This is a genomic window from Peteryoungia algae (assembly GCF_030369675.1).
In the GTDB taxonomy this organism is placed as follows: Bacteria; Pseudomonadota; Alphaproteobacteria; order Rhizobiales; family Rhizobiaceae; genus Allorhizobium; species Allorhizobium algae.
On record NZ_CP128477.1, the window covers coordinates 592,170 to 615,205 of the forward strand.

A 23,036-nucleotide genomic window follows, 5' to 3' on the forward strand; every position below is an offset into this window, starting at 1 on the left:
TGGGAAATCTCTCTGTGGCGGAAACTCAGGCGAAGCGGATGATCGCCACTTCCCCTTCGAGTGCACCCTGATAGGCCGAGGCATGCGGCTCCTCGTCCGGTGCGCCGGTGATCATGCCGATCTGGTCCAGGTCGGCTTCCAGGAAGCCTTCTTCCGAAAGCGCGTTCAGCGTCAGCCTGACGGCAGTATCGTCGTCAGGGGCCGTCAGCATGACATGCAGGTCGATCGGTTGCCCGCCCTCGGTCTCGTAGGCCTTGGCGATCACGATGAACACCATCGGCTCGTCGCGGTTGTTGTCATTGTCGGGACTGGTAATCATGGCGCCTGGTCTTCCTGTTGTGGCGTGTCGATTCTCTGGCTGTGGCCGATTCGACCAGCCGGGCAGGGCTGTTGACCCTTCATCTCTACCTATCTAGAAGTTTCCCGCCGCAAGCCAAGCCAAATCGTCTCAGGGCTGCCATTTTCCCGTGCCGAAACGCCGAGACTCCCGCCCAGACAGGGCGCCAGGGGCAATAATTCGCAGATGTGACTTGACGTTAAGGGGGGAAAACAGTAGTACCCCGGCCATCGGAGCCCATGTGAGACCGGGTTGTTCGGGACGACTCGTCCTGAAGTTCGTCTCAAACAGGTCTCCAAACGCACGTTGACGACAAGAATGCTGCTCGCACGACGCACTCCCGCGGTGCGTCCTCTGTCTTTTGTGGTCCATCCGCGAAAACGGGTCGGGCCACATTTTGCGCATGAAGAAAACTGTGCGGCCGCCGCCGGAAACGGCAAACCACCAGGGCCTGAAAGGGCTTGAGACTAGATTTTGCAAGGGATGGGTATATGCCTACCGTAAACCAGCTGATCCGCAAGCCGCGTCAGGCGCAGGTAAAGCGCAATAAGGTTCCTGCTCTGCAGGAAAACCCGCAGAAGCGCGGCGTTTGCACCCGCGTTTACACGACGACCCCGAAGAAGCCGAACTCGGCTCTGCGTAAGGTCGCAAAGATTCGTCTGACCAATGGCTTCGAAGTCATCGGCTACATTCCGGGTGAAGGTCACAACCTGCAGGAACACTCTGTCGTCATGATCCGTGGCGGCCGCGTAAAGGACTTGCCGGGCGTTCGTTACCACATCATCCGCGGCGTTCTCGACACCCAGGGCGTCAAGAACCGCAAGCAGCGCCGTTCCAAGTACGGTGCGAAGCGTCCGAAGTAAGCTTCGGCACTTCATCAATCAGATACCGGCGCTGCGCGAGGTTCTCCGCGTTCTAAAGCGTCCCAACCGTTGAGAGACAAATAGTATGTCCCGTCGCCATAGTGCAGAAAAGCGTGAGATCAATCCGGACCCGAAGTTCGGCGATCTCGTCGTCACCAAGTTCATGAACGCCATCATGCTTCACGGCAAGAAGTCTGTCGCGGAAAGCATCGTTTACGGTGCCTTCGACGTCGTTCAGAACAAGGCCAAGGCTGAGCCGATCGCAATCTTCCATCAGGCGCTCGACAATGTCGCGCCGCATGTTGAAGTCCGTTCGCGCCGCGTCGGTGGTGCAACCTACCAGGTCCCGGTCGATGTTCGTCCGGAGCGTCGCCAGGCCCTCGCCATCCGTTGGCTGATCACTGCTGCCCGCAAGCGCAACGAGACCACCATGGTCGATCGTCTGTCGGGCGAACTCATGGACGCCGCCAACAACCGCGGTAGCGCCGTCAAGAAGCGCGAAGACACCCACAAGATGGCCGATGCAAACCGCGCCTTCTCGCATTACCGCTGGTAATCCACCGATCGAATATTGAAAGGCAGTCCGTTATGGCTCGCGAATATAAAATCGAAGACTACCGCAACTTCGGTATCATGGCGCACATCGACGCCGGCAAGACCACGACCACCGAACGCATCCTCTACTACACCGGTAAGTCTCACAAGATCGGCGAAGTTCATGACGGCGCAGCCACCATGGACTGGATGGAGCAGGAGCAGGAGCGTGGCATCACGATCACCTCCGCTGCCACGACGACCTTCTGGAAGGGTCGCGACGGCAAGATGCGCCGCTTCAACATCATCGACACCCCCGGCCACGTCGACTTCACCATCGAAGTCGAACGTTCGCTGCGCGTTCTCGACGGTGCAGTTGCTCTCCTCGACGCCAATGCCGGTGTCGAGCCGCAGACCGAAACCGTGTGGCGTCAGGCTGAAAAGTACAACGTCCCGCGGATGATCTTCTGCAACAAGATGGACAAGACCGGTGCTGACTTCTACCGCTCGGTAGAGATGATCAAGACCCGTCTCGGCGCCACCGCCGTTGTCATGCAGCTCCCCATCGGCGCAGAAACCGAGTTCAAGGGCGTTGTCGACCTGATCGAGATGAATGCTCTCGTCTGGCGCGACGAGTCCCTCGGTGCTGCCTGGGATATCGTTGAGATCCCGGAAGACCTGAAGGAAAAGGCCGAGGAATATCGCGAAAAGATGATCGAGACGGTGGTCGAGATCGACGAACAGGCGATGGAAGACTACCTGAACGGCATCATGCCGGACAATGACAAGATCCGTGCACTCGTTCGCCGCGGCACCATCGACGTCAAGTTCCACCCGATGTTCTGCGGTACGGCTTTCAAGAACAAGGGTGTACAGCCCCTGCTCGACGCCGTTGTCGAATATCTGCCGTCGCCGCTCGACATTCCCGCAATCAAGGGCATCGACTTCAAGACCGAAGCCGAAATCGAGCGTCACGCAGACGACGCCGAGCCGCTTGCCATGCTCGCGTTCAAGATCATGAACGACCCCTTCGTTGGTTCGCTCACCTTCGCACGCATCTACTCGGGCAAGCTCGAAAAGGGCGCATCGGTTCTGAACACGGTCAAGGACAAGCGCGAGCGCGTCGGCCGTATGCTGCAGATGCATTCCAACAGCCGTGAAGACATCGAAGAAGCCTTTGCAGGCGACATCGTGGCTCTGGCCGGCCTCAAGGAAACCACGACGGGTGACACGCTCTGCGATCCCCTGAAGCCGGTTATCCTCGAGCGCATGGAATTCCCGGAACCGGTCATCCAGATCGCGATCGAGCCGAAGTCCAAGGGCGACCAGGAAAAGATGGGCCTCGCGCTCAATCGCCTCGCCGCCGAAGACCCGTCTTTCCGCGTCAAGACCGACCAGGAATCCGGCCAGACGATCATCGCTGGCATGGGTGAACTTCACCTCGACATTCTCGTCGACCGCATGCGTCGCGAGTTCAAGGTCGAAGCCACCGTCGGTGCTCCGCAGGTTGCCTATCGTGAAACCATCACGAAGACGCACGAAGAAGACTACACGCACAAGAAGCAGTCCGGTGGTACCGGCCAGTTCGCGCGCGTCAAGCTCGTCTTCGAACCGAATCCGGATGGCGAAGACTTCAAGTTCGAATCCAAGATCGTCGGCGGTGCTGTTCCCAAGGAATACATCCCGGGCGTCCAGAAGGGTATCGAAAGCGTTCTGTCTTCGGGTCCGCTCGCTGGCTTCCCGATGCTCGGCGTCAAGGCCACCCTCATCGATGGTGCCTTCCACGACGTTGACTCCTCGGTTCTCGCCTTCGAAATCGCCTCGCGTGCCTGCTTCCGTGAAGCAGCCAAGAAGGCTGGCGCACAGCTGCTCGAGCCGATGATGAAGGTCGAAGTCGTCACGCCGGAAGATTATGTCGGCGACGTTATCGGCGACCTGAACTCGCGTCGTGGCCAGATCCAGGGCCAGGAACAGCGCGGCATTGCGATCGTGATCAACGCTCACGTCCCGCTCGCCAACATGTTCAAGTATGTCGACAACCTGCGGTCCATGTCGCAGGGCCGTGCACAGTACTCGATGACCTTCGATCACTACGCACCGGTCCCGTCGAACGTCGCCGCTGAAATCCAGGCAAAGTATTCCGGTCAGAAGTGACCGGGATACCCCGCCCGTCCAATTGAATTGTGAATTTCCCCTGACGGGGACCAGAAAATGGAGAGCCGAAAATGGCAAAGAGTAAGTTTGAGCGCAACAAGCCGCACGTCAACATCGGCACGATCGGCCACGTCGACCACGGCAAGACGTCTCTGACGGCAGCGATCACCAAGTATTTCGGTGAATTCAAGGCCTATGATCAGATCGACGCAGCTCCGGAAGAAAAGGCCCGCGGCATCACCATCTCGACGGCACACGTCGAGTATGAGACGCCGAACCGCCACTACGCGCACGTTGACTGCCCCGGCCACGCCGACTACGTCAAGAACATGATCACCGGTGCAGCGCAGATGGACGGCGCGATCCTGGTCTGCTCGGCTGCCGATGGCCCGATGCCGCAGACCCGCGAGCACATCCTGCTCGCCCGTCAGGTTGGCGTTCCCGCAATCGTGGTCTTCCTGAACAAGGTCGACCAGGTTGACGACGCAGAACTTCTGGAACTCGTCGAACTGGAAGTTCGCGAACTCCTGTCGTCCTACGACTTCCCCGGCGACGACATCCCGTTCGTCAAGGGTTCGGCTCTGGCTGCCCTGAACGACAGCGACAAGAAGATCGGCGAAGATGCCGTTCGCGAGCTGATGGCCGCTGTTGACGCCTACATCCCGACGCCTGAGCGTCCGATCGACCAGCCCTTCCTGATGCCGATCGAAGACGTGTTCTCGATCTCTGGCCGTGGTACGGTTGTCACGGGCCGCGTCGAGCGTGGTATCGTCAAGGTTGGCGAAGAAGTCGAATTCGTCGGCATCCGCGACACCAAGAAGACGACGGTGACCGGCGTTGAAATGTTCCGCAAGCTGCTCGACCAGGGCCAGGCTGGCGACAACATCGGTGCGCTCGTCCGTGGTATCCAGCGCGACGACGTCGAGCGTGGCCAGGTTCTCTGCAAGCCGGGTTCGGTCAAGCCGCACAAGAAGTTCATGGCAGAAGCCTACATCCTGACGAAGGAAGAAGGCGGCCGTCATACGCCGTTCTTCACCAACTATCGTCCGCAGTTCTACTTCCGCACGACGGACGTGACCGGTATCGTGTCGCTTCCGGAAGGCACGGAAATGGTTATGCCGGGCGACAACGTCACGGTTCAGGTTGAGCTGATCGTTCCGATCGCGATGGAAGAAAAGCTGCGCTTCGCGATCCGCGAAGGCGGCCGTACCGTCGGCGCCGGCATCGTCGCCTCGATCATCGAGTAAGCCATTGAGTGAGCGGCCTCGGGCTCAGCGTCCGAGGCCGCTTTTCGTTTCCGTCTGCCGGTTGGTGCAAACCAGCCATGCAGACCGCGCGCATGTCGCCAATTCGTCCGGCTGGGCGCATTGACGAACGGCCGTTTGCGGTGTATGTCGCCGGCCACGATCAGAATCGTACGGTGATTTGCACCGGCGGTTCTAAGCGCTGCAGATTTCGCGACCTGGCGACGGGTCGAGTTCGGCAGGGCTCCTGATGACGAGAAAGAGTGACAGGGCCGCAGTGGTGTTCCTGTGATTTTTGAAAATTTGGGGCCGGCCAGTCATGGTAATTCACTGTCTCTGCGTATGCGGGACGCAAGAAAAGAAACAAGGACAAGTCGAATGAACGGCCAGAATATCCGCATCCGCCTCAAGGCGTTTGATCACCGGGTTCTCGATGCCTCCACACGGGAGATCGTGCAGACCGCCAAGCGCACCGGTGCAAGCGTTCGCGGCCCGGTTCCGCTCCCGACCCGCATTGAAAAATTTACCGTCAACCGTTCGCCTCACGTCGACAAGAAGAGCCGCGAACAGTTTGAAATGCGCACGCATAAGCGCCTGCTCGACATCGTAGACCCGACCCCGCAGACCGTGGACGCGCTGATGAAGCTCGACCTGGCTGCCGGCGTGGACGTCGAGATCAAGCTCTAAGAAGGAATTCCGGCGAGAGCCGTAATAACAAGGAAGGTACGTGGCAAGACCTGCCAACGACTTCTCGAAACGGGAAACCCGATGGTTCGGAAGGGCCTGAGTGGAATCCTTAAACAAAGAGGAAAGGTCAGGATCGCGAGATCCCGTCCGCGACTCTCAAGAGGAATGAACCAATGCGTTCAGGTGTGATTGCACAGAAAGTGGGAATGACCCGCGTCTATAACGACGCCGGCGAACATATCCCGGTAACAGTTCTGCGTCTGGATAACGTACAGGTCGTGGCTCAGCGTACCGCCGACAAGAACGGCTATGTCGCGCTTCAGCTCGGTGCCGGTACGTCGAAGGTGAAGAACACGACGAAGGGCCTGCGCGGTCACTTCGCCGCTGCGAGCGTTGAGCCCAAGGCCAAGCTCGTCGAATTCCGCGTTTCCGAAGACAACCTCATCGATGTCGGCGCACAGCTGACCGCGAGCCATTTTGAAGCCGGCCAGCTGGTCGACGTCACGGGCACGACGATCGGTAAGGGTTTTGCCGGTGCCATGAAGCGCCACAACTTCGGTGGTCTCCGCGCTACCCACGGTGTCTCCGTGTCGCACCGTTCGCATGGTTCGACCGGTTCGAACCAGGATCCGGGCAAGGTCTGGAAGGGCAAGCGCATGGCTGGTCACATGGGCCAGACGCGCGTCACCACCCAGAACCTCGAAGTCGTTTCGACCGATGAAGATCGTGGTCTCATCCTTGTGAAGGGCGCCGTTCCCGGTTCCAAGGGTTCCTGGATCATCGTCCGCGACGCCGTCAAGTCGGCGAAGTAAGGGAGCCAAGCACATGGAATTGAACGTCAAGACCCTCGAGGGCAAAGACGCCGGCAAGCTTTCTCTGTCGGACGAAATCTTTGGTCTGGATCCCCGCGAAGACCTGATCTCGCGCATGATCCGCTACCAGCTGGCCAAGAAGCGCCAGGGCACGCACAAGACCAAGGGCCGTTCGGAAGTTTCCCGCACCGGTTCGAAGATGTACAAGCAGAAGGGCACCGGTCGTGCTCGTCACCATTCGGCCCGCGCTCCGCAGTTCCGCGGCGGTGGTAAGGCTCATGGTCCGGTTGTTCGCAGCCACGCCCATGACCTGCCGAAGAAGGTTCGTGCACTCGCTCTGCGTCACGCCCTGTCTGCCAAGCTGAAGTCGGACGACCTGATCATCATCGACAACCTGGTTGCGGCTGAAGCCAAGACCAAGGCGCTCGTTGGTAGCTTCGCTTCGCTCGGCCTCACCAATGCTCTCGTGATCGGCGGCGCCGAAATCGACAGCAATTTCAAGCTCGCCGCTTCGAACATCCCGAACATCGATGTTCTCCCGGTTCAGGGCATCAACGTTTATGACATCCTGCGTCGTGGCAAGCTCGTGCTTTCCAAGGCTGCTGTGGAAGCTCTGGAGGAGCGGTTCAAATGACGGATCTTCGCCATTACGACGTGATCGTATCTCCGTCGATCACGGAAAAGTCGACCATGGTGTCTGAGTTTAACCAGGTTGTCTTCAACGTCGCCAAGGGTGCGAGCAAGCCTGAGATCAAGGCTGCTGTCGAAGCCCTCTTCGGCGTCAAGGTTACTGCCGTCAATACGCTCGTCCGCAAGGGCAAGACCAAGCGTTTCCGCGGCTTCGCCGGCAAGCAGAAGGACGTCAAGAAAGCCGTCGTGACGCTTGCCGAAGGTCAGTCCATCGACGTGTCGACGGGCGTCTGAGGTAGGGAACAAGAACAATGGCATTGAAAAGCTACAATCCGACGACCCCCAGCCAGCGTCAGCTGGTCATCGTCGACCGCTCTGGCCTCTGGAAGGGCAAGCCGGTCAAGGCGCTGACGGAAGGTCTCTCCAAGAGCGGTGGCCGTAACAACTACGGCCGCATCACTGCTCGCTTCATCGGTGGTGGTCACAAGCGCACCTATCGTCTGGTTGACTTCAAGCGTCGCAAGTTCGACGTCGAAGGCACTGTCGAGCGCCTGGAATACGACCCGAACCGTTCGGCCTTCATCGCTCTCGTCACCTATGCCGACGGCGAGCAGGCCTACATCCTGGCACCGCAGCGCATCGCTGCCGGCGACAAAGTCATCGCGTCTGAAAAGGCCGTTGACGTGAAGCCCGGCAACTCCATGCCGCTGCAGTACATCCCGGTCGGTTCGATCGTTCACAACGTCGAGATGAAGCCCGGCAAGGGCGGCCAGATCGCTCGTTCGGCTGGCACCTATGTCCAGCTCGTCGGCCGCGATGCCGGCATGGCGATCCTGCGCCTGAACTCTGGCGAGCAGCGTCTCGTCCCGGGCTCGTGCCTCGCCACGATCGGCGCGGTCTCCAATCCTGACCACGGCAACACGAACGACGGCAAGGCCGGTCGTACCCGTTGGCGCGGCAAGACCCCGCATAACCGCGGTGTCGTCATGAACCCGGTCGACCACCCGCACGGTGGTGGTGAAGGCCGCACCTCCGGTGGTCGCCACCCGGTTTCCCCTTGGGGCAAGCCGACCAAGGGCAAGCGGACTCGCTCGAACAAGTCGACCGACAAGTTCATCATGCGCTCGCGCCACCTGAAGAAGAAGTAAGAGAGGTAGTCAGAAATGGCTCGTTCAGTATGGAAAGGCCCGTTCGTCGACGGCTATCTTCTCAAGAAGGCTGAGAAGGTTCGCGAGACAGGCCGCAATGAAGTGATCAAGATGTGGAGCCGTCGCTCCACCATCCTGCCGCAGTTCGTGGGTCTCACCTTCGGCGTCTACAACGGCAGCAAGCATGTGCCCGTCTCTGTCAACGAAGACATGGTCGGCCACAAGTTCGGTGAGTTCGCTCCCACCCGGACCTATTACGGTCACGGTGCGGACAAGAAGGCGAAGAGGAAGTAACGATGGGCAAGGCAAAAACCGAACGCCGGCTCAAGGACAACGAAGCGCAGGCAGTCGCCCGCACGATCCGCGTCAGCCCCCAGAAGCTCAACCTGGTTGCCGCGCTCATCCGCGGCAAGAAGGTCGAGCGCGCTCTCGCTGAGCTGGAATTCTCCCGCAAGCGTATCGCCGGCACCGTTCGCAAGACGCTCGAGTCTGCGATCGCCAACGCTGAAAACAACCATGATCTCGACGTCGACCAGCTGGTCGTCGCCGAGGCCTATGTTGGCAAGTCGATCACCATGAAGCGTTTCCACGCTCGTGGCCGCGGCCGCGCATCGCGCATCGAAAAGCCGTTCTCGCACCTGACCATCGTGGTGCGTGAAGTCGAAGCCAAAGGGGAGGCCGCATAATGGGTCAGAAAATCAATCCGATCGGCTTCCGCCTCGGTATCAACCGCACCTGGGATAGCCGCTGGTTTGCAGACAATGCCGAATATGGCAAGCTTCTGCATGAAGACCTGAAGATCCGCGCCTACCTGATGAGCGAGCTGAAGCAGGCCGGCATCGCCAAGGTCGTCATCGAGCGTCCGCACAAGAAGTGCCGCGTCACGATCCACTCGGCTCGCCCGGGTCTGATCATCGGCAAGAAGGGTGCAGACATCGAGAAGCTTCGCAAGAAGATCTCGACGATGACGAACTCGGAAACGCACCTCAACATCGTTGAAGTGCGCAAGCCGGAAGTCGACGCAACGCTGGTTGCACAGTCGATCACCCAGCAGCTTGAGCGTCGTATCGCTTTCCGTCGCGCCATGAAGCGCGCCGTTCAGTCGGCCATGCGTCTGGGTGCCGAAGGCATCAAGATCACCTGCGCCGGCCGTCTCGGCGGTGCTGAAATCGCGCGTACCGAATGGTACCGCGAAGGCCGCGTTCCGCTCCACACCCTGCGCGCCGACATCGACTACGGCACGTCCGAAGCGGCAACTGCCTATGGCATTTGCGGCGTCAAGGTCTGGATCTTCAAGGGCGAAATTCTCGAGCACGATCCGATGGCGTCTGAACGTCGTCAGCTCGAGGGCGATGCCCAGGGTCCGGCAAGCCGGGGTGACCGCGGTGATCGTGGCGACCGTCGCCGCGAGAACGCTTGATTGAACGCTGGCGAAAGATAAGCTCGGAGAAGTAAGAAAATGTTGCAGCCAAAGCGTACAAAGTACCGCAAGCAATTCAAGGGCCGCATCAAGGGCGTCGCCAAGGGCGGTTTTGATCTGGCATTCGGTGAATTCGGCCTGAAGGCTCTGGAACCGAACCGCGTGAACGCTCGCGAAATTGAAGCCGCCCGTCGTGCGATCACCCGCTACATGAAGCGTGCTGGTCGCGTGTGGATCCGCGTATTCCCTGACGTTCCGGTCACGGCAAAGCCGACCGAAGTTCGTATGGGTAAGGGTAAGGGTTCGGTCGAATACTGGGCATGCAAGGTCAAGCCCGGCCGTATCATGTTCGAGATCGACGGCGTTTCGGAAGAGATCGCGCGCGAGGCACTTCGCCTCGGTTCCGCCAAGCTCTCTGTCACGACGCGCTTCGTACAGCGCATTGCAGAGTGAGGATCATGTCGATGAAAGCCACAGACGTACGCGCCATGAGCGCTGACCAGCTGAACGACGAGCTTGCGAAGCTGAAGAAGGAGCAGTTCAACCTGCGCTTCCAGAAGGCCACTGGCCAGCTTGAGAAGTCTTCCCGCATTCAGGAAGTCCGTCGCGATATCGCACGCGTGAAAACCATTGCCCGCCAGAAGGCGGCAGAAGCCAAGGCCTAAGGACCGAGAAATATGCCGAAACGCATTCTGCAGGGCGTAGTTGTCAGCGATAAGAACGACAAGACAATTGTTGTTCGCGTTGAGCGTCGATTCGCCCACCCTTTGCTTCAGAAGACCGTTCGCCGGTCCAAGAAGTACAAGGCCCATGACGAGAACAATCAGTTCAAGACCGGTGACGTTGTTTCCATCCAGGAATGCGCCCCGATCTCCAAGGACAAGTGCTGGACGGTGATTGCCGCCCAGGCTTAATTTACGGACTTGCTGCGCAAGGGCTTGCACCTTGCGCAGAATTCTGTATGAAGCAGGCCACTGGCTGAGAACGCTCGGAATCGAGCGTTCTTTTGCTTTGAGCGCACGGAAGGTCCCTTATGGGAAACCACCCTGTATTTGTCTTCCCGCGCACAATTGAAATTTATCATAAGCCGGAATAGGGGGCCCAGGCCCAACCGTTCGGGTTACAACAAGAAGGCGACCTGACATGATTCAGATGCAGACTAACCTCGACGTCGCGGATAATTCCGGCGCACGTCGTGTCATGTGCATCAAGGTGCTGGGCGGCTCCAAGCGCAAGTACGCTTCCATCGGCGACATCATCGTCGTTTCGATCAAGGAAGCGATCCCGCGCGGCCGCGTGAAGAAGGGTGACGTGATGAAGGCGGTTGTCGTGCGCACCGCCAAGGACATTCGTCGCGCCGACGGCAGCGTTATTCGTTTCGATAACAACGCAGCCGTTCTCATCGACAACAAGAAAGAGCCGATCGGCACCCGTATCTTCGGACCGGTTCCGCGCGAACTTCGCGCCAAGAACCACATGAAGATCATCTCGCTGGCTCCAGAAGTACTGTAAGGAGCGGGAAGCGATGAACAAGATCCGCAAAGGCGACAGCGTTGTCGTACTCGCCGGCAAGGACAAGGGCCGTACTGGCGAAGTCCTGCAGGTAATGCCGAAAGAAGATCGCGCACTCGTGCGTGGTATCAACATGGTGAAGCGCCACCAGCGTCAGTCTCAGACGCAGGAAGCCGGCATCATCAATAAGGAAGCTTCCATTCACCTGTCCAACATTGCCATCGTCGGCAAGGACGGCAAGCCGACCCGCGTTGGTTTCTCCGTCGTCGACGGCAAGAAGGTGCGTGTAGCGAAGCGTTCGGGAGATGTGATCGATGGCTGAATCCAAGTACGAGCCGCGGCTCAAGGCTGAATACGTTTCCCGCATTCGCGCAGCGATGCAGGAGCAGTTCTCCTACGCCAACGGCATGATGATCCCCAAGCTGGACAAGATCGTCATCAACATGGGTGTTGGCGAAGCCACTGCCGATTCGAAGAAGCCCTCCGTGGCTGCTGCCGACCTGGCCGCGATTGCCGGTCAGAAGCCGGTCATCACCAAGGCGCGCAACTCGATCGCAGGCTTCAAGGTTCGCGAATTCATGCCGATCGGTGCGAAGGTTACTCTTCGTGGCGCCCGCATGTATGAATTCATGGACCGCCTGATCAACATCGCGCTTCCGCGCGTTCGCGACTTCCGGGGCCTGAACCCGAAGAGCTTTGACGGCCGTGGCAACTTCGCCATGGGCATCAAGGAGCACATTGTGTTCCCTGAGATCAACTACGACAAGGTTGATCAGATGTGGGGCATGGACATCATCGTTTGCACGACGGCGCCGACGGACGACGAAGCACGGGCTCTCTTGAAAGAGTTCAACTTCCCGTTCCGTACATAACCGTAACGACGAGCGTAGAAGAGGAACTTCCATATGGCGAAGACAAGCGCAGTTGAAAAGAACAAGCGCCGCCGCAAGATTGCAGCGAGCCAGGCGACGAAGCGTGCCGGCTTGAAGGCAATCATCATGAACCAGTCTCTTTCGATTGAAGAGCGGTTCAAGGCCACCCTGAAGCTGGCAGAACTGCCACGCGATGGCTCCAAGACCCGTATTCGCAACCGTTGCGAAGTCACCGGTCGTCCGCGTGCGTTCTATCGCAAGCTTGGAATGTCGCGTATCGCGCTTCGCGAGCTTGGCAACACCGGCAAGGTGCCGGGCGTTGTGAAGTCGAGCTGGTAAGGAGACGGCAATATGACGATGACTGATCCGTTGGGCGATATGCTCACCCGTATCCGGAATGGCGCGGCTCGCCGCAAGAGCTCCGTCTCCACTCCGGCTTCCAATCTCCGTGCCCGCGTTCTCGACGTTCTGCAGGCCGAAGGTTACATCCGTGGCTACAGCCAGACCGATTACGGCAATGGCAAGTCCGAAATCACGATTGAACTGAAGTACTACGAAGGTGCTTCGGTCATCCGCGAAATCGGCCGCGTATCCAAGCCGGGCCGCCGAGTTTATGTCTCGGTCAAGTCCATCCCGCAGGTCGCGAACGGCCTCGGCATTACCATCCTTTCGACTCCGAAGGGTGTGATGGCCGATCACCAGGCTCGCGAACAGAACGTTGGTGGTGAGGTACTCTGCTCCGTCTTCTAAGACGGGCAGGGGATCTCCATAGCGAACAGACAGGATAAAAACTATGTCTCGTATCGGTAAGAAGCCCGTTCCGGTTCCGGCTGGTGTGACCGCCTCTGTCGAAGGCCAGAAGGTCTCCGTCAAGGGTCCGAAGGGTGAACTTTTCTTCGTCGCAAACGACGAAATCTCCGTGAAGCTCGAAGACAACGCCGTTGTCGTCCAGCCGAACAGCGACTCCAAGGACGCTCGGTCGAAGTGGGGCATGTCCCGCACGATGATCGAGAACATCCTGAAGGGTGTTAAGGACGGTTACGAGCGCAAGCTCGAAATCAACGGCGTTGGTTACCGTGCGTCGCTTCAGGGCAAGAACCTGCAGCTCGCGCTCGGCTTCAGCCACGACGTCGTCTATGAGCCGCCGGTCGGCATTTCCATCGCTGTTCCGAAGCCGACCGAAATCATCGTGTCCGGCATCAACAAGCAGCAGGTCGGCCAGGTTGCCGCCGAGATCCGCGAATATCGCGGTCCGGAGCCCTACAAGGGCAAGGGCGTCAAGTATGCCGAAGAGCGGATCGTCCGCAAAGAAGGCAAGAAGAAGTAAGGAACGCGCGAAATGGCAAGCAGAAAAGAAGCACTTGTTCGCCGTGCGAACCGCGTACGGCGTCAGATCAAGGCGGTGGCAAATGGCCGTCCGCGTCTGTCGGTACATCGCTCTTCGAAGAACATCTACGCTCAGATCATCGACGACGTCGCTGGCAAGACCCTTGCGGCTGCTTCGACCCTCGATGGTGGCCTGAAGGCCGAGCTCAAGACCGGCGCCGACACAGCAGCAGCTGCTGCCGTTGGCAAGCTGGTTGCCGAGCGCGCGACCAAGGCCGGCGTCAAGGAAGTTGTCTTCGATCGTGGCGCCTTCATCTATCATGGCCGTATCAAGGCCCTGGCAGAAGCCGCCCGAGAAGGTGGTCTGACCTTCTGATCAAGTTTCCGCCCGAGCTTGTGTTCGGGCGGATTTCCGGCTTATAGCCGGTCACACCGGATTCCACCTTGACCCGACAGGGCAGGGTGGAACTTTGCGTAATCTGCCGATTGCACCCGGAAAAGAAAAAGGAAAAGGACAATGGCACAAGAAAAGCGTGGTTCGCGCGATGATCGCCAGAACCGTGAAGAGCGCGATAGCGAGTTCGTCGACAAGCTGGTCGCGATCAACCGCGTCGCTAAGGTCGTCAAGGGCGGCCGTCGTTTCGGCTTCGCAGCCCTCGTCGTCGTCGGCGACCAGAAGGGTCGTGTAGGCTTCGGTCATGGCAAGGCACGTGAAGTGCCGGAAGCCATCCGCAAGGCCACCGAAGCTGCCAAGCGCGAATTGATTTTCGTTCCCCTGCGTGATGGCCGTACGCTCCATCATGACGTCAACGGCCGTCACGGCGCCGGCAAGGTTCTGCTGCGCTCCGCCAAGGCTGGTACCGGCATCATCGCCGGTGGTCCGATGCGCGCCGTCTTCGAAACGCTCGGCATGTCCGACGTTGTCGCCAAGTCGACCGGTTCGTCGAACCCGTACAATATGGTTCGCGCCACGTTCGACGCCCTGAAGCATCAGGTGCATCCGAAGGATGTGGCAGCTCAGCGTGGCCTGAAATACGCCACCCTCCAGGCTCGCCGCGCTGCCTCCGGCAACGCAGCTGAAGAATAAGAGGAGTCTGACCCATGGCCAAGGCTACGAAGAAGACTGAAGCAAAGACGATCACGGTCGAACAGATCGGCTCGCCTATTCGCCGTCCGGCTATCCAGCGCGCAACGCTGGTTGGTCTGGGCCTCAACAAGATGCACCGGGTCCGCACCCTGGAAGATACGCCTTCCGTTCGTGGCATGATCCGTGCTGTCCAGCATCTCGTTCGCGTCGTCGACGAGAAGTGAGACGGGGGAAGTCATCATGAAACTGAATGAAATCAAAGACAACGAAGGCTCCTCCAAGGACCGTATCCGCGTAGGTCGCGGCATCGGCTCTGGCAAGGGCAAGACCGGCGGTCGCGGCGTGAAGGGTCAGAAGGCTCGTTCGGGCGTCGCCATCAACGGCTTCGAAGGCGGTCAGATGCCAATCTACCGTCGTCTGCCGAAGCGCGGCTTCAACAACATCTTCGCCTCGGACTACGTGACCGTTTCGGTCGGCCGTATCCAGACCGCGATCGATGCTGGCAAGCTGGACGCCAAGGCGACTGTCGATGCCGCATCGCTCAAGGCAGCCGGCGTGATTCGTCGCGTCAAGGACGGTGTTCGCGTCCTGTCGGGTGGCGAACTCAAGGCAAAGCTGACGATCGAAGTCGCCGGCGCCTCCAAGGCAGCCGTCGAGAAGATCGAAAAGGCCGGTGGTTCCATCAAGCTGCTCGAAGCAGCCAAGGAAGCCGCTGAATAAGTGAAAGACAATCGCCCGGGGTGCTTCACACCGGGCGATTTTGCTCCCATATGTGAGCCTCACGATCCCAGGACGGAATGGACGTTGTTTCGTCTTCCGGGTCATCTGGAAAACAAGGGTGTGAGGCATGCGGTTGCTCGGCAACTTCTCCCGCGCCCTGTTTTCTGAAAAAGCAGTTTGATTAAAGAGCCTCCGGTTCCGGCGTAGCGCCGCCACCGGTCTGGGTTTGCGGAGAATTCTATGGCTTCTGCAGCGGAACAACTGGCCTCGAACCTCAACTTCTCGACTTTCGCCAAGGCGGAAGATCTGAAGAAGCGTCTGTGGTTCACTCTGGCCGCATTGCTGGTTTATCGCCTCGGCACGCATATTCCGCTGCCTGGCCTCAATCCGGAGGCCTATGCCGCCGCCTTCCAGGGGCAGTCGGGTGGCATCCTCGGACTTTTCAACATGTTTGCCGGCGGTGCAGTCGAGCGCATGGCGATCTTCGCGCTGGGCATCATGCCCTATATCTCCGCGTCGATCATCGTGCAGCTGATGACGTCGGTCGTGCCCACCCTCGAGCAGCTCAAGAAAGAGGGCGAGCAGGGGCGCAAGATCATCAACCAGTACACGCGCTACGGCACTGTGCTTCTGGGTGCCCTCCAGGCCTATGGCATCGCCGTCGGTCTCGAAACGGGCCAGGGCATCGTGGCCGATCCGGGCTGGTTCTTCCGTATTTCGACCGTGCTGACCCTGCTTGGCGGCACCATGTTCCTGATGTGGCTGGGTGAACAGATCACCTCGCGCGGTATCGGCAACGGCATTTCGCTGATCATCTTCGCCGGCATCGCGGCCGGCCTGCCGACAGCCGTGGCACACACCCTTGAGCTCGGCCGTACCGGTGCGCTCTCGACCCTGCTCATCCTGGCCGTCATCGTTGTGGCAATTGGCGTCATCGCGCTGATCGTCTTCGTCGAGCGTGCCCAGCGTCGCCTGCTGATCCAGTATCCGAAGCGCCAGGTCGGCAACCGCATGTTCCAGGGCGACACGTCGCATCTGCCGCTGAAGCTCAACACTGCAGGTGTCATTCCGGCAATCTTCGCCTCGTCGCTGCTGCTTCTGCCTGCAACGGCTGCAGGTTTCGCCGGCAACAGTCAGCTTCCGGGCTGGGCAACGACCGTGATCGCCGCGCTGCAGCACGGCCACCCGGTCTACATGATGCTCTATGCGGCCTTGATCGCCTTCTTCGCCTTCTTCTACACGGCCATCGTCTTCAACCCGAAGGATACGGCCGACAATCTGAAGAAGCATGGCGGCTTCATCCCCGGCATCCGCCCCGGTGACCGTACAGCCGAGTATATCGACTACGTTCTGACCCGCATCACGGTGGTCGGCGCGATCTACCTCGTCTTCGTCTGCGTCCTGCCTGAAATCCTCATCGCACGCACCGGGATCCCATTAGCCCTTGGTGGTACTTCGCTTTTGATTGTTGTCAGCGTGACCCTTGATACTGTAGCACAGGTTCAGGGACATCTGATCGCCCAGCAGTATGAGGGGCTGATCAAGAAGTCGAAGTTACGTGGAGGAAAGAGGGGACGATGAGACTGATTCTGTTAGGACCGCCGGGCGCGGGTAAGGGAACCCAGGCCCAGCGGATCGTTGAGAAGCACGGCATTCCGCAGCTTTCCACCGGTGACATGCTCCGTGCAGCCGTTTCGGCCGGCACGGAGGTCGGCAAGCGCGCCAAGGCTGTCATGGACGCCGGCAAGCTGGTCTCGGACGACATCGTCATCGCCATCGTCTCCGAGCGCATCGATGCGCCCGACTGTGCCAATGGCTTCATTCTTGATGGTTTCCCTCGGACACTGGTCCAGGCGGATGCCACCGAGGCCATGCTGAAAGGCAAGAATCTCGACCTGACGGCGGTGATCGAAATCCGCGTCGACGACGAGATTCTGGCTGAGCGAATCGCCGGCCGTTACACCTGCGCCAACTGCGGTGCCGGCTATCACGACGAGAACCTGAAGCCGAAGGTTGAAGGCGTCTGTGACAAGTGCGGCTCGACGCATTTCAAGCGTCGTCCGGATGACAACCGCGATACGGTCCGCACCCGTCTGCAGGCCTACTACAAGGAAACCTCGCCGCTGATCGGCTATTACCACGCCAAGGGTAAGCTGCATTCGGTCGACGGCATGGGGGAGATCGATGCCGTAACCGGCGAGATCGAAGCCATTTTCGCCAAGCTCTGAAGCCGGCGGAATCCAAGAATCTTCGCGGGATCGGTTGCTTTTGTCGATCGATTCCGTTAAAGACCGCGCCAACTCGCGACATGTCTGCGATCGGCGCGTTCTTCCAAAACGCTGGGAGACCGGGTTCGATCGTTTTGGTTTGTCGTGAACCCGAATTGTAATTGCGGTCCATTTGGGCCGTGTAACGAGACACCACTTGCCGGATGGCAACTGGAAGCAAGGAGAATAGGCGTGGCACGTATCGCTGGCGTCAACATCCCGACTGCGAAGCGCGTAATCATCGCGCTGACCTATATTCACGGGATTGGACCGAAGTTCGCAAAGGAAATCATGGAGAAGGTCGGTCTTCCGGCCGAGAAGCGCGTTCATCAGCTGACCGACGCTGAAGTGCTCCAGATCCGCGAAACCATCGACCGCGATTACCAGGTCGAAGGCGACCTGCGTCGCGATACCGCGATGAACATCAAGCGTTTGATGGATCTCGGCTGCTACCGTGGCCTGCGCCATCGTCGTGGTCTGCCGGTTCGCGGTCAGCGCACGCACACCAACGCCCGCACCCGCAAGGGTCCGGCGAAGGCGATCGCTGGTAAGAAGAAGTAATTTTTTCGCGGCATTTTGGATGAGGGCAGTCGGCGGTAGGAAGCTACCGCTCACTGCCTAAATCCTATTGCCTCGATTGGTGTAGCCGCTGGAACTACGGCGGTGCTTAGATCAACTGAAAGGAAGACCATGGCCAAGGAAGCCACACGCGTCCGCCGTCGCGAACGCAAGAACATCTCGTCGGGCGTTGCCCACGTTAACTCGACCTTCAACAACACGATGATCACCATCACCGACGCACAGGGCAACGCAATTGCCTGGTCGTCTGCTGGTGCCAAGGGCTTCAAGGGTTCGCGCAAGTCGACCCCGTTCGCAGCCCAGATCGCTGCTGAAGACTGCGCCAAGAAGGCTCAGGAACACGGCATGAAGTCTCTCGAAGTGGAAGTCTGCGGTCCGGGTTCGGGTCGTGAATCCGCTCTGCGCGCCCTCCAGGCTGCCGGCTTCATGATCACGTCCATCCGCGACGTGACGCCGATCCCGCACAATGGCTGCCGTCCGCGCAAGAAGCGTCGCGTTTGATCGTTCTTCGTTTTGCCGGCCAGGTGTTTGCGCGCCTAGCCGGTGCTTCTCATATTCGGCCGTCACGATTGAATGGTGATGGCGAACGGAAGGTAAAATCATGATTCAGAAGAATTGGCAGGAACTGATCAAGCCGAACAAGGTGGAGTTTTCCTCCTCCGGCCGCACCAAGGTGAACCTCGTCGCCGAGCCGCTTGAGCGTGGCTTCGGTCTGACGCTCGGCAACGCCCTGCGTCGCGTTCTCCTGTCGTCGCTTCGGGGTGCAGCCGTCACGGCTGTCCAGATCGACGGCGTTCTGCACGAGTTCTCGTCTATCCCGGGCGTTCGCGAAGATGTCACCGACATCGTCCTGAACATCAAGGAAATCGCTATCAAGATGGACGGCGACGATGCCAAGCGCATGGTTGTCCGCAAGCAGGGTCCGGGCGTTGTAACCGCCGGTGACATCCAGACGGTCGGCGACATCGAGATCCTGAACCCCAACCATGTCATCTGCACCCTCGACGAAGGTGCCGAGATCCGCATGGAGTTCACGGTCAACAACGGCAAGGGTTACGTCCCGGCCGAGCGCAACCGCGCGGAAGATGCTCCAATCGGTCTCATCCCGGTCGACAGCCTCTACTCGCCGGTCAAGAAAGTGTCCTACAAGGTGGAAAACACCCGCGAAGGACAGGTTCTCGACTATGACAAGCTGCTGATGACCATCGAAACCGATGGTTCGGTCACTGGTGAAGATGCAGTCGCTTTTGCGGCCCGCATTCTCCAGGACCAGCTCGGCGTCTTCGTCAACTTCGACGAGCCGCAGAAGGAAGTTGAAGAAGAGTCGGTCACCGAACTCGCCTTCAATCCGGCGCTGCTCAAGAAGGTCGACGAACTGGAGCTTTCGGTCCGTTCGGCGAATTGCCTGAAGAACGACAACATTGTCTACATCGGCGATCTGATCCAGAAGACCGAGGCAGAAATGCTGCGCACGCCGAACTTCGGTCGCAAGTCGCTCAACGAAATCAAGGAAGTTCTCGCTTCCATGGGCCTGCACCTCGGTATGGAAGTACCGGCATGGCCGCCCGAGAACATCGAAGATCTCGCGAAGCGTTACGAAGACCAGTATTAATAACAGTGAAGGCAGCCTCTAAGCCTGCCTTTCCCCGTCAAACTGCGGGCGAATGTCCGTATGTGTCAGGAAACGGCAGCCTCTGAGACAGAGCCTGCACTCAAAGGAGAATAGCAATGCGCCACCAGAAAGCCGGCCGCAAGCTGAACCGTACCGCCAGCCACCGTAAGGCGATGTTCGCCAACATGGCGGCTTCGCTCATCCTGCATGAGCAGATCGTCACCACCCTGCCGAAGGCGAAGGAAATTCGCCCGATCGTCGAAAAGCTCGTCACCCTCGGCAAGCGCGGCGACCTGCATGCTCGCCGTCAGGCGATCTCGCAGATCCGCGACGTCACCGTGGTTGCCAAGCTGTTCGACGCCATCGCGACGCGTTACGCTACCCGCAACGGCGGCTACCTGCGCATCATGAAGGCCGGTTTCCGCCAAGGCGACAACGCCGCCATGGCCGTCATCGAGTTCGTCGAGCGCGACGTTGATGCCAAGGGCGCAGCCGACAAGGCCCGCGTCGCCGCTGAAGCCGAAGCTGAAGCAGCGTAAGGTTCTTGCCCGTAAGGGAAAGATGAAAAAGCCGGGTGAGCGATCACCCGGCTTTTTGCATTCTGGCGGGGGTTCCCCTCAATCCTGCCGGTTCAATTCAAATGGGATATGGGAAGTCAACGAAAGGGTCCGCAAGGGGTTCGAGCAATTGCCACGTAAAGCCGTACCGTTCAGCAGGCGGTATGTTTGTCGGGAGCTTGACTTTAAAGTATCCGCCGATTGCTTTTTCATAGCCGTCGCTGGGTCCAAGGGAGATTTCGAGCTGTCCCTGCGTTTCAAAAGGGCCGTCGAGGAATTGGGCGTGCAGCACCACGACTAGGCCCGCAACAGAATGGAGCAAGTTGTCGAAGTTGGCTTTTGAAAACGACGCGTGACGATCATGTTTGGCAGCGTGATACTCTTGGTACCAAGTAGGTTTGCCGTTTGAGGTCCAATCGTGGAATGGCGCTAGCACCTTGGTTCCGGTCCGCCACAGCGGCAACTTCACTTCGTACTGCGACAAGAAATGAGATGCCTCAATCTTTCTATAGTCGTTTATATTCCAGGTCCCCGCCTTCTGGTACTCGTTCTCTTTGAGGATAGCCTTGAAATTGGCTTCTAGTTCGATGCAGCTTCTGATGAAGAGCTCATGTATGCGAAATGAATACGTCTTAAGATTTTTATCGTCCGGCTCGATGTAATCAAATATTTCGAATAGGTCTTTCTGGATAAGTTCAAACGCTCGAATGTAATGCTCTGGCTCGGTGCAGAATTTTGGATGTCGTATGTAGCGCCACCGTCCTCCTTCGGTGTAGTCACCGTCAGCGAATTGACGAACGGTTCTCCTAAAAGGTCTATCGATTGCCACTTGCTTCTCCCTCCTGCAGCGACACGATGGCAACGTAAGCCTGTCGTTCAGGTTGTGATACAGGTTTTAGCACGTTCCGATAAAAACGTTCTTTCAGTCTCATTGCCACTCAACGCGGCCGCCTGCATGAATTCGGTGCGTGCCTCCGCGGCCCTTCCCAGCCGAAACAGGAAATCCCCCTTCGCGGCATAAAGCGGCGGATAGGTCGCAAGTTGCGGCTTGCCCTCGATTGCCGCCAGCAAAGCCAGCCCCACCTCCGGCCCAAAAGCCATCGTATGCGCCACCGCCCGGTTGAGTGCGACGACAGGTGAGGGCACCCGCGCCAGCAGCCGGTCGTACAGCGCAGCGCTCGCCGCCCAGTCCGTGTCCTCGTACCGCGCCGCCCGCGCATGCACGGCCGCCAGCGCCGCCTGGAGCGCATAGATCCCGTCTTCACCACCGAGATGGTTCACCGTCGCCAGCCCCTCCAGCCCGCGCTGGATCAGCAAGCGGTCCCACAGGCGCCGGTTTTGCGTCTCAAGCGTCAGTGCGCTGCCATCGGCTGCCACCCGCGCCTTGAAGCGCGAGGCCTGCAACTCCATCAGGGCCAGCAGAGCATGGGCCTCCGGCTCGTCAGGGGCGAGCCCGACCAGGATGCGCCCAAGCCGCATCGCCTCCTGGCAGAGCTGCGGCCGGATCAGGTCCTCGCCGCGGCTTGCGGCATAGCCCTCGTTGAAGATCAGATAGATCACCTCCAGCACCGAGGCGAGGCGGGCGTCGCGTTCGTCCCCGAGCGGGACCTCGAAACCGACATCGGCATCCCTGAGCGCTTTCTTTGCCCTGACGATCCGCTGTGCCACCGTGGTCTCAGGAGTGAGAAAGGCCCGGGCGATTTCCTCCGTCGTCAGCCCGCCGATGACCTTCAGCGTCAGCGCCGTGCGCTGGTCGCGCGAGAGCAGGGGATGGCATGCGGTGAAGATGAGCGACAGTCGCTCGTCGCCGATCTCGTCATCGAGCGAGGCCTCCACGGCCGCATGCGCGTCCACGCGCCCGGTCTCGATGTCATGGGCAAGCGAGGCCTCGTGCCGCGCCATCATCCGGCGCCGGCGCCAGAGATCGACGGCCCGTCGCTTGGCGGTCGTCATCAGCCAGGCGCCGGGATTGGGCGGCGTGCCGTTGTCCGTCCAGGTCGCGAGCGCTGAAACCAGCGCTTCCTGCGCCAGCTCTTCCGCCAGGCTGATGTCGCCCACCTGTTTTGCGAGCCCGGCAACCAGCCGGATCCGCTCCATGCGATAGATCGCCTCGATATCCCGGGCCGCTGCCTCCGCGCCGTCGCCATGCGGGCGGGAGGAGGGCGCGACCGCCTGTCCGTCTCGTGTCATGAGCCGGAGTATGGACACGTTCCCGGGGTGGTCAACCTGGGAGGAATGAACCTCAGGCGTCGACACCGGTCGTATCGCCGGCAGCGGCTGCCGGGTCCATCCAGAAGATCTCCCAGACATGCCCGTCGGGGTCCTCCACTGATCGGCTCCACATGAAGCCGTGATCCTGCGGCGGGTTCGGGTCGGCCCGCCCGCCGGCGGTCACCCCAGCGCCCACCAGGCGGTCGACATCCGCACGCGCCTCGACGGTCAGCGCCAGCAGCATCTGGCTGGTTGCCCTGGCGTCCGCAATGGTCCGGCTGGTGAAGGTCCGGTAGTAGCCGTGCGTCAGGATCATCACGCCGATCGTGTCGCACAGCATCATGCAGGCCGCATTCTCATTGGAAAATTGCGGGTTCCGGCTTGCCCCCAGCGCCTTGTAGAAGCGTGTCGAGGCATCGAGATCGGTCACCGGCAGGTTGATGAAGATCATCTTGCTCATCGCG

General features: G+C 59.5%; 35 protein-coding genes. 31 read left to right on the top strand and 4 right to left on the bottom strand.

Going from position 1 to position 23,036, the window contains the following annotated elements; all coding sequences use genetic code 11:
* Window positions 1-25: 25 nt before the first annotated feature.
* Window positions 26-319, bottom strand: a complete 294-nt coding sequence (locus QTL56_RS03005; protein ID WP_054149591.1) for a hypothetical protein — start codon at window positions 317-319, stop codon at window positions 26-28.
* A gap of 509 nt (window positions 320-828) precedes the next feature.
* On the opposite strand from QTL56_RS03005, the gene rpsL reads away from it, so the two are divergent.
* From rpsL to rplQ, 31 genes are all read left to right on the top strand, one after another.
* Window positions 829-1,200, top strand: coding sequence for a 30S ribosomal protein S12 (gene rpsL, locus QTL56_RS03010; protein ID WP_003507760.1), 372 nt, complete (start codon window positions 829-831; stop codon window positions 1,198-1,200).
* 85 nt (window positions 1,201-1,285) lie between these two features.
* Window positions 1,286-1,756 carry a 30S ribosomal protein S7 gene (rpsG, locus tag QTL56_RS03015; RefSeq protein ID WP_076395909.1) on the top strand — a complete coding sequence of 157 codons (471 nt, stop codon included), beginning with the start codon at window positions 1,286-1,288 and terminating at the stop codon, window positions 1,754-1,756.
* A gap of 32 nt (window positions 1,757-1,788) precedes the next feature.
* Window positions 1,789-3,888 carry an elongation factor G gene (gene fusA, locus QTL56_RS03020; RefSeq protein ID WP_245137061.1) on the top strand — a complete coding sequence of 700 codons (2,100 nt, stop codon included), beginning with the start codon at window positions 1,789-1,791 and terminating at the stop codon, window positions 3,886-3,888.
* Window positions 3,889-3,959: 71 nt separating this feature from the next.
* Window positions 3,960-5,135, top strand: a complete 1,176-nt coding sequence (tuf, locus tag QTL56_RS03025; protein WP_245137060.1) for an elongation factor Tu — start codon at window positions 3,960-3,962, stop codon at window positions 5,133-5,135.
* Window positions 5,136-5,510: 375 nt separating this feature from the next.
* A complete protein-coding gene (gene rpsJ / locus QTL56_RS03030; RefSeq protein ID WP_009109911.1) occupies window positions 5,511-5,819 on the top strand; it encodes a 30S ribosomal protein S10 in 309 nt (102 codons plus the stop codon).
* A 173-nt stretch (window positions 5,820-5,992) separates the two neighbouring features.
* The gene (gene rplC / locus QTL56_RS03035) at window positions 5,993-6,631 is read left to right on the top strand and encodes a 50S ribosomal protein L3 (protein ID WP_229576468.1); all 639 of its coding nucleotides are present in this window, start codon (window positions 5,993-5,995) and stop codon (window positions 6,629-6,631) included.
* A gap of 13 nt (window positions 6,632-6,644) precedes the next feature.
* Window positions 6,645-7,265: a 50S ribosomal protein L4 gene (gene rplD / locus QTL56_RS03040; RefSeq protein ID WP_229576467.1), complete on the top strand. Its 621-nt coding sequence runs from the start codon at window positions 6,645-6,647 to the stop codon at window positions 7,263-7,265.
* Window positions 7,262-7,555 (top strand): 50S ribosomal protein L23, encoded by a 294-nt coding sequence (locus tag QTL56_RS03045; protein ID WP_006728685.1) that lies wholly within the window; start codon window positions 7,262-7,264, stop codon window positions 7,553-7,555. Before rplD ends, QTL56_RS03045 begins: the two co-directional genes overlap by 4 nt.
* 17 nt (window positions 7,556-7,572) lie before the next feature.
* Window positions 7,573-8,409, top strand: coding sequence for a 50S ribosomal protein L2 (gene rplB, locus QTL56_RS03050; protein ID WP_229576466.1), 837 nt, complete (start codon window positions 7,573-7,575; stop codon window positions 8,407-8,409).
* Between the two features lie 15 nt (window positions 8,410-8,424).
* Entirely contained in the window at window positions 8,425-8,703 is a 279-nt protein-coding gene (gene rpsS, locus QTL56_RS03055; RefSeq protein ID WP_102019766.1) for a 30S ribosomal protein S19, read from the top strand.
* 2 nt (window positions 8,704-8,705) lie between these two features.
* Window positions 8,706-9,095, top strand: coding sequence for a 50S ribosomal protein L22 (gene rplV, locus QTL56_RS03060; protein ID WP_006728682.1), 390 nt, complete (start codon window positions 8,706-8,708; stop codon window positions 9,093-9,095).
* The gene (gene rpsC, locus QTL56_RS03065) at window positions 9,095-9,829 is read left to right on the top strand and encodes a 30S ribosomal protein S3 (protein ID WP_136558515.1); all 735 of its coding nucleotides are present in this window, start codon (window positions 9,095-9,097) and stop codon (window positions 9,827-9,829) included. Before rplV ends, rpsC begins: the two co-directional genes overlap by 1 nt.
* A 39-nt stretch (window positions 9,830-9,868) precedes the next feature.
* Entirely contained in the window at window positions 9,869-10,282 is a 414-nt protein-coding gene (gene rplP / locus QTL56_RS03070; protein WP_006728680.1) for a 50S ribosomal protein L16, read from the top strand.
* A gap of 11 nt (window positions 10,283-10,293) precedes the next feature.
* Window positions 10,294-10,494 carry a 50S ribosomal protein L29 gene (rpmC, locus tag QTL56_RS03075; RefSeq protein ID WP_136558514.1) on the top strand — a complete coding sequence of 67 codons (201 nt, stop codon included), beginning with the start codon at window positions 10,294-10,296 and terminating at the stop codon, window positions 10,492-10,494.
* Between the two features lie 12 nt (window positions 10,495-10,506).
* Window positions 10,507-10,743 (top strand): 30S ribosomal protein S17, encoded by a 237-nt coding sequence (rpsQ, locus tag QTL56_RS03080; protein WP_112247641.1) that lies wholly within the window; start codon window positions 10,507-10,509, stop codon window positions 10,741-10,743.
* A gap of 229 nt (window positions 10,744-10,972) precedes the next feature.
* Window positions 10,973-11,341: a 50S ribosomal protein L14 gene (rplN, locus tag QTL56_RS03085; RefSeq protein ID WP_006728677.1), complete on the top strand. Its 369-nt coding sequence runs from the start codon at window positions 10,973-10,975 to the stop codon at window positions 11,339-11,341.
* 13 nt (window positions 11,342-11,354) lie between these two features.
* Window positions 11,355-11,663: a 50S ribosomal protein L24 gene (gene rplX, locus QTL56_RS03090; protein ID WP_076395922.1), complete on the top strand. Its 309-nt coding sequence runs from the start codon at window positions 11,355-11,357 to the stop codon at window positions 11,661-11,663.
* Complete coding sequence (gene rplE / locus QTL56_RS03095) at window positions 11,656-12,213, top strand: 50S ribosomal protein L5 (protein WP_229576465.1); 558 nt, start codon at window positions 11,656-11,658, stop codon at window positions 12,211-12,213. The genes rplX and rplE overlap by 8 nt, the downstream gene beginning before the upstream one ends.
* Window positions 12,214-12,246: 33 nt before the next feature.
* Window positions 12,247-12,552 carry a 30S ribosomal protein S14 gene (rpsN, locus tag QTL56_RS03100; RefSeq protein ID WP_229576464.1) on the top strand — a complete coding sequence of 102 codons (306 nt, stop codon included), beginning with the start codon at window positions 12,247-12,249 and terminating at the stop codon, window positions 12,550-12,552.
* A 12-nt stretch (window positions 12,553-12,564) separates the two neighbouring features.
* On the top strand, window positions 12,565-12,963 hold the full coding sequence (rpsH, locus tag QTL56_RS03105; protein ID WP_112247650.1) for a 30S ribosomal protein S8: 399 nt from the start codon (window positions 12,565-12,567) through the stop codon (window positions 12,961-12,963).
* A gap of 43 nt (window positions 12,964-13,006) precedes the next feature.
* A complete protein-coding gene (rplF, locus tag QTL56_RS03110) occupies window positions 13,007-13,540 on the top strand; it encodes a 50S ribosomal protein L6 (protein ID WP_229576463.1) in 534 nt (177 codons plus the stop codon).
* A 12-nt stretch (window positions 13,541-13,552) separates the two neighbouring features.
* On the top strand, window positions 13,553-13,915 hold the full coding sequence (gene rplR / locus QTL56_RS03115) for a 50S ribosomal protein L18 (RefSeq protein WP_229576462.1): 363 nt from the start codon (window positions 13,553-13,555) through the stop codon (window positions 13,913-13,915).
* Window positions 13,916-14,056: 141 nt separating this feature from the next.
* On the top strand, window positions 14,057-14,626 hold the full coding sequence (gene rpsE / locus QTL56_RS03120) for a 30S ribosomal protein S5 (RefSeq protein ID WP_229576461.1): 570 nt from the start codon (window positions 14,057-14,059) through the stop codon (window positions 14,624-14,626).
* A 14-nt stretch (window positions 14,627-14,640) separates the two neighbouring features.
* Entirely contained in the window at window positions 14,641-14,850 is a 210-nt protein-coding gene (rpmD, locus tag QTL56_RS03125) for a 50S ribosomal protein L30 (RefSeq protein WP_220328596.1), read from the top strand.
* Between the two features lie 16 nt (window positions 14,851-14,866).
* Window positions 14,867-15,346, top strand: a complete 480-nt coding sequence (gene rplO, locus QTL56_RS03130) for a 50S ribosomal protein L15 (RefSeq protein WP_245137059.1) — start codon at window positions 14,867-14,869, stop codon at window positions 15,344-15,346.
* Window positions 15,347-15,586: 240 nt separating this feature from the next.
* On the top strand, window positions 15,587-16,927 hold the full coding sequence (gene secY / locus QTL56_RS03135; RefSeq protein WP_229576459.1) for a preprotein translocase subunit SecY: 1,341 nt from the start codon (window positions 15,587-15,589) through the stop codon (window positions 16,925-16,927).
* Complete coding sequence (locus QTL56_RS03140) at window positions 16,924-17,574, top strand: adenylate kinase (RefSeq protein WP_245137058.1); 651 nt, start codon at window positions 16,924-16,926, stop codon at window positions 17,572-17,574. The genes secY and QTL56_RS03140 overlap by 4 nt, the downstream gene beginning before the upstream one ends.
* A 231-nt stretch (window positions 17,575-17,805) precedes the next feature.
* Complete coding sequence (gene rpsM, locus QTL56_RS03145) at window positions 17,806-18,174, top strand: 30S ribosomal protein S13 (RefSeq protein ID WP_229576457.1); 369 nt, start codon at window positions 17,806-17,808, stop codon at window positions 18,172-18,174.
* A 129-nt stretch (window positions 18,175-18,303) separates the two neighbouring features.
* Window positions 18,304-18,693 carry a 30S ribosomal protein S11 gene (gene rpsK / locus QTL56_RS03150; RefSeq protein WP_015915761.1) on the top strand — a complete coding sequence of 130 codons (390 nt, stop codon included), beginning with the start codon at window positions 18,304-18,306 and terminating at the stop codon, window positions 18,691-18,693.
* Between the two features lie 100 nt (window positions 18,694-18,793).
* Window positions 18,794-19,804, top strand: coding sequence for a DNA-directed RNA polymerase subunit alpha (locus QTL56_RS03155; RefSeq protein WP_112247662.1), 1,011 nt, complete (start codon window positions 18,794-18,796; stop codon window positions 19,802-19,804).
* A gap of 116 nt (window positions 19,805-19,920) precedes the next feature.
* Window positions 19,921-20,343 carry a 50S ribosomal protein L17 gene (rplQ, locus tag QTL56_RS03160; RefSeq protein WP_054150978.1) on the top strand — a complete coding sequence of 141 codons (423 nt, stop codon included), beginning with the start codon at window positions 19,921-19,923 and terminating at the stop codon, window positions 20,341-20,343.
* A gap of 97 nt (window positions 20,344-20,440) precedes the next feature.
* Here rplQ and QTL56_RS03165 read toward each other — a convergent pair whose 3' ends face one another.
* The 3 genes from QTL56_RS03165 to QTL56_RS03175 are packed head-to-tail and all read right to left on the bottom strand — an operon-like array spanning window position 20,441 to window position 23,032.
* On the bottom strand, window positions 20,441-21,190 hold the full coding sequence (locus QTL56_RS03165) for a hypothetical protein (RefSeq protein ID WP_245137057.1): 750 nt from the start codon (window positions 21,188-21,190) through the stop codon (window positions 20,441-20,443).
* 47 nt (window positions 21,191-21,237) lie between these two features.
* Window positions 21,238-22,551 (bottom strand): RNA polymerase sigma factor, encoded by a 1,314-nt coding sequence (locus tag QTL56_RS03170; RefSeq protein ID WP_289393458.1) that lies wholly within the window; start codon window positions 22,549-22,551, stop codon window positions 21,238-21,240.
* Window positions 22,552-22,603: 52 nt separating this feature from the next.
* On the bottom strand, window positions 22,604-23,032 hold the full coding sequence (locus tag QTL56_RS03175) for a VOC family protein (RefSeq protein ID WP_245137055.1): 429 nt from the start codon (window positions 23,030-23,032) through the stop codon (window positions 22,604-22,606).
* Between the last annotated feature and the right edge of the window lie 4 nt (window positions 23,033-23,036).

What these genes read in the sequence shown, in the direction of transcription:
- rpsC (WP_136558515.1), top strand. Translation starts at nt 9,095, where the DNA reads ATGGGTCAGAAAATCAATCCGATCGGCTTCCGCCTCGGTATCAACCGC.
- rpmD (WP_220328596.1), top strand. Translation starts at nt 14,641, where the DNA reads ATGGCCAAGGCTACGAAGAAGACTGAAGCAAAGACGATCACGGTCGAA.
- rpsH (WP_112247650.1), top strand. Translation starts at nt 12,565, where the DNA reads ATGACGATGACTGATCCGTTGGGCGATATGCTCACCCGTATCCGGAAT.
- rplP (WP_006728680.1), top strand. Translation starts at nt 9,869, where the DNA reads ATGTTGCAGCCAAAGCGTACAAAGTACCGCAAGCAATTCAAGGGCCGC.
- rplO (WP_245137059.1), top strand. Translation starts at nt 14,867, where the DNA reads ATGAAACTGAATGAAATCAAAGACAACGAAGGCTCCTCCAAGGACCGT.
- rplN (WP_006728677.1), top strand. Translation starts at nt 10,973, where the DNA reads ATGATTCAGATGCAGACTAACCTCGACGTCGCGGATAATTCCGGCGCA.
- QTL56_RS03140 (WP_245137058.1), top strand. Translation starts at nt 16,924, where the DNA reads ATGAGACTGATTCTGTTAGGACCGCCGGGCGCGGGTAAGGGAACCCAG.
- rpsK (WP_015915761.1), top strand. Translation starts at nt 18,304, where the DNA reads ATGGCCAAGGAAGCCACACGCGTCCGCCGTCGCGAACGCAAGAACATC.
- rplF (WP_229576463.1), top strand. Translation starts at nt 13,007, where the DNA reads ATGTCTCGTATCGGTAAGAAGCCCGTTCCGGTTCCGGCTGGTGTGACC.
- rplQ (WP_054150978.1), top strand. Translation starts at nt 19,921, where the DNA reads ATGCGCCACCAGAAAGCCGGCCGCAAGCTGAACCGTACCGCCAGCCAC.
- rpsG (WP_076395909.1), top strand. Translation starts at nt 1,286, where the DNA reads ATGTCCCGTCGCCATAGTGCAGAAAAGCGTGAGATCAATCCGGACCCG.
- rpmC (WP_136558514.1), top strand. Translation starts at nt 10,294, where the DNA reads ATGAAAGCCACAGACGTACGCGCCATGAGCGCTGACCAGCTGAACGAC.
- rpsL (WP_003507760.1), top strand. Translation starts at nt 829, where the DNA reads ATGCCTACCGTAAACCAGCTGATCCGCAAGCCGCGTCAGGCGCAGGTA.
- secY (WP_229576459.1), top strand. Translation starts at nt 15,587, where the DNA reads ATGGCTTCTGCAGCGGAACAACTGGCCTCGAACCTCAACTTCTCGACT.
- QTL56_RS03005 (WP_054149591.1), bottom strand. Translation starts at nt 319, where the DNA reads ATGATTACCAGTCCCGACAATGACAACAACCGCGACGAGCCGATGGTG.
- rplC (WP_229576468.1), top strand. Translation starts at nt 5,993, where the DNA reads ATGCGTTCAGGTGTGATTGCACAGAAAGTGGGAATGACCCGCGTCTAT.
- rpsE (WP_229576461.1), top strand. Translation starts at nt 14,057, where the DNA reads ATGGCACAAGAAAAGCGTGGTTCGCGCGATGATCGCCAGAACCGTGAA.
- rpsS (WP_102019766.1), top strand. Translation starts at nt 8,425, where the DNA reads ATGGCTCGTTCAGTATGGAAAGGCCCGTTCGTCGACGGCTATCTTCTC.
- fusA (WP_245137061.1), top strand. Translation starts at nt 1,789, where the DNA reads ATGGCTCGCGAATATAAAATCGAAGACTACCGCAACTTCGGTATCATG.
- QTL56_RS03175 (WP_245137055.1), bottom strand. Translation starts at nt 23,032, where the DNA reads ATGAGCAAGATGATCTTCATCAACCTGCCGGTGACCGATCTCGATGCC.
- rpsN (WP_229576464.1), top strand. Translation starts at nt 12,247, where the DNA reads ATGGCGAAGACAAGCGCAGTTGAAAAGAACAAGCGCCGCCGCAAGATT.
- QTL56_RS03155 (WP_112247662.1), top strand. Translation starts at nt 18,794, where the DNA reads ATGATTCAGAAGAATTGGCAGGAACTGATCAAGCCGAACAAGGTGGAG.
- rplR (WP_229576462.1), top strand. Translation starts at nt 13,553, where the DNA reads ATGGCAAGCAGAAAAGAAGCACTTGTTCGCCGTGCGAACCGCGTACGG.
- QTL56_RS03170 (WP_289393458.1), bottom strand. Translation starts at nt 22,551, where the DNA reads ATGACACGAGACGGACAGGCGGTCGCGCCCTCCTCCCGCCCGCATGGC.
- rplE (WP_229576465.1), top strand. Translation starts at nt 11,656, where the DNA reads ATGGCTGAATCCAAGTACGAGCCGCGGCTCAAGGCTGAATACGTTTCC.
- QTL56_RS03045 (WP_006728685.1), top strand. Translation starts at nt 7,262, where the DNA reads ATGACGGATCTTCGCCATTACGACGTGATCGTATCTCCGTCGATCACG.
- rpsQ (WP_112247641.1), top strand. Translation starts at nt 10,507, where the DNA reads ATGCCGAAACGCATTCTGCAGGGCGTAGTTGTCAGCGATAAGAACGAC.
- rplB (WP_229576466.1), top strand. Translation starts at nt 7,573, where the DNA reads ATGGCATTGAAAAGCTACAATCCGACGACCCCCAGCCAGCGTCAGCTG.
- rpsJ (WP_009109911.1), top strand. Translation starts at nt 5,511, where the DNA reads ATGAACGGCCAGAATATCCGCATCCGCCTCAAGGCGTTTGATCACCGG.
- rplV (WP_006728682.1), top strand. Translation starts at nt 8,706, where the DNA reads ATGGGCAAGGCAAAAACCGAACGCCGGCTCAAGGACAACGAAGCGCAG.
- tuf (WP_245137060.1), top strand. Translation starts at nt 3,960, where the DNA reads ATGGCAAAGAGTAAGTTTGAGCGCAACAAGCCGCACGTCAACATCGGC.
- rplD (WP_229576467.1), top strand. Translation starts at nt 6,645, where the DNA reads ATGGAATTGAACGTCAAGACCCTCGAGGGCAAAGACGCCGGCAAGCTT.
- rplX (WP_076395922.1), top strand. Translation starts at nt 11,355, where the DNA reads ATGAACAAGATCCGCAAAGGCGACAGCGTTGTCGTACTCGCCGGCAAG.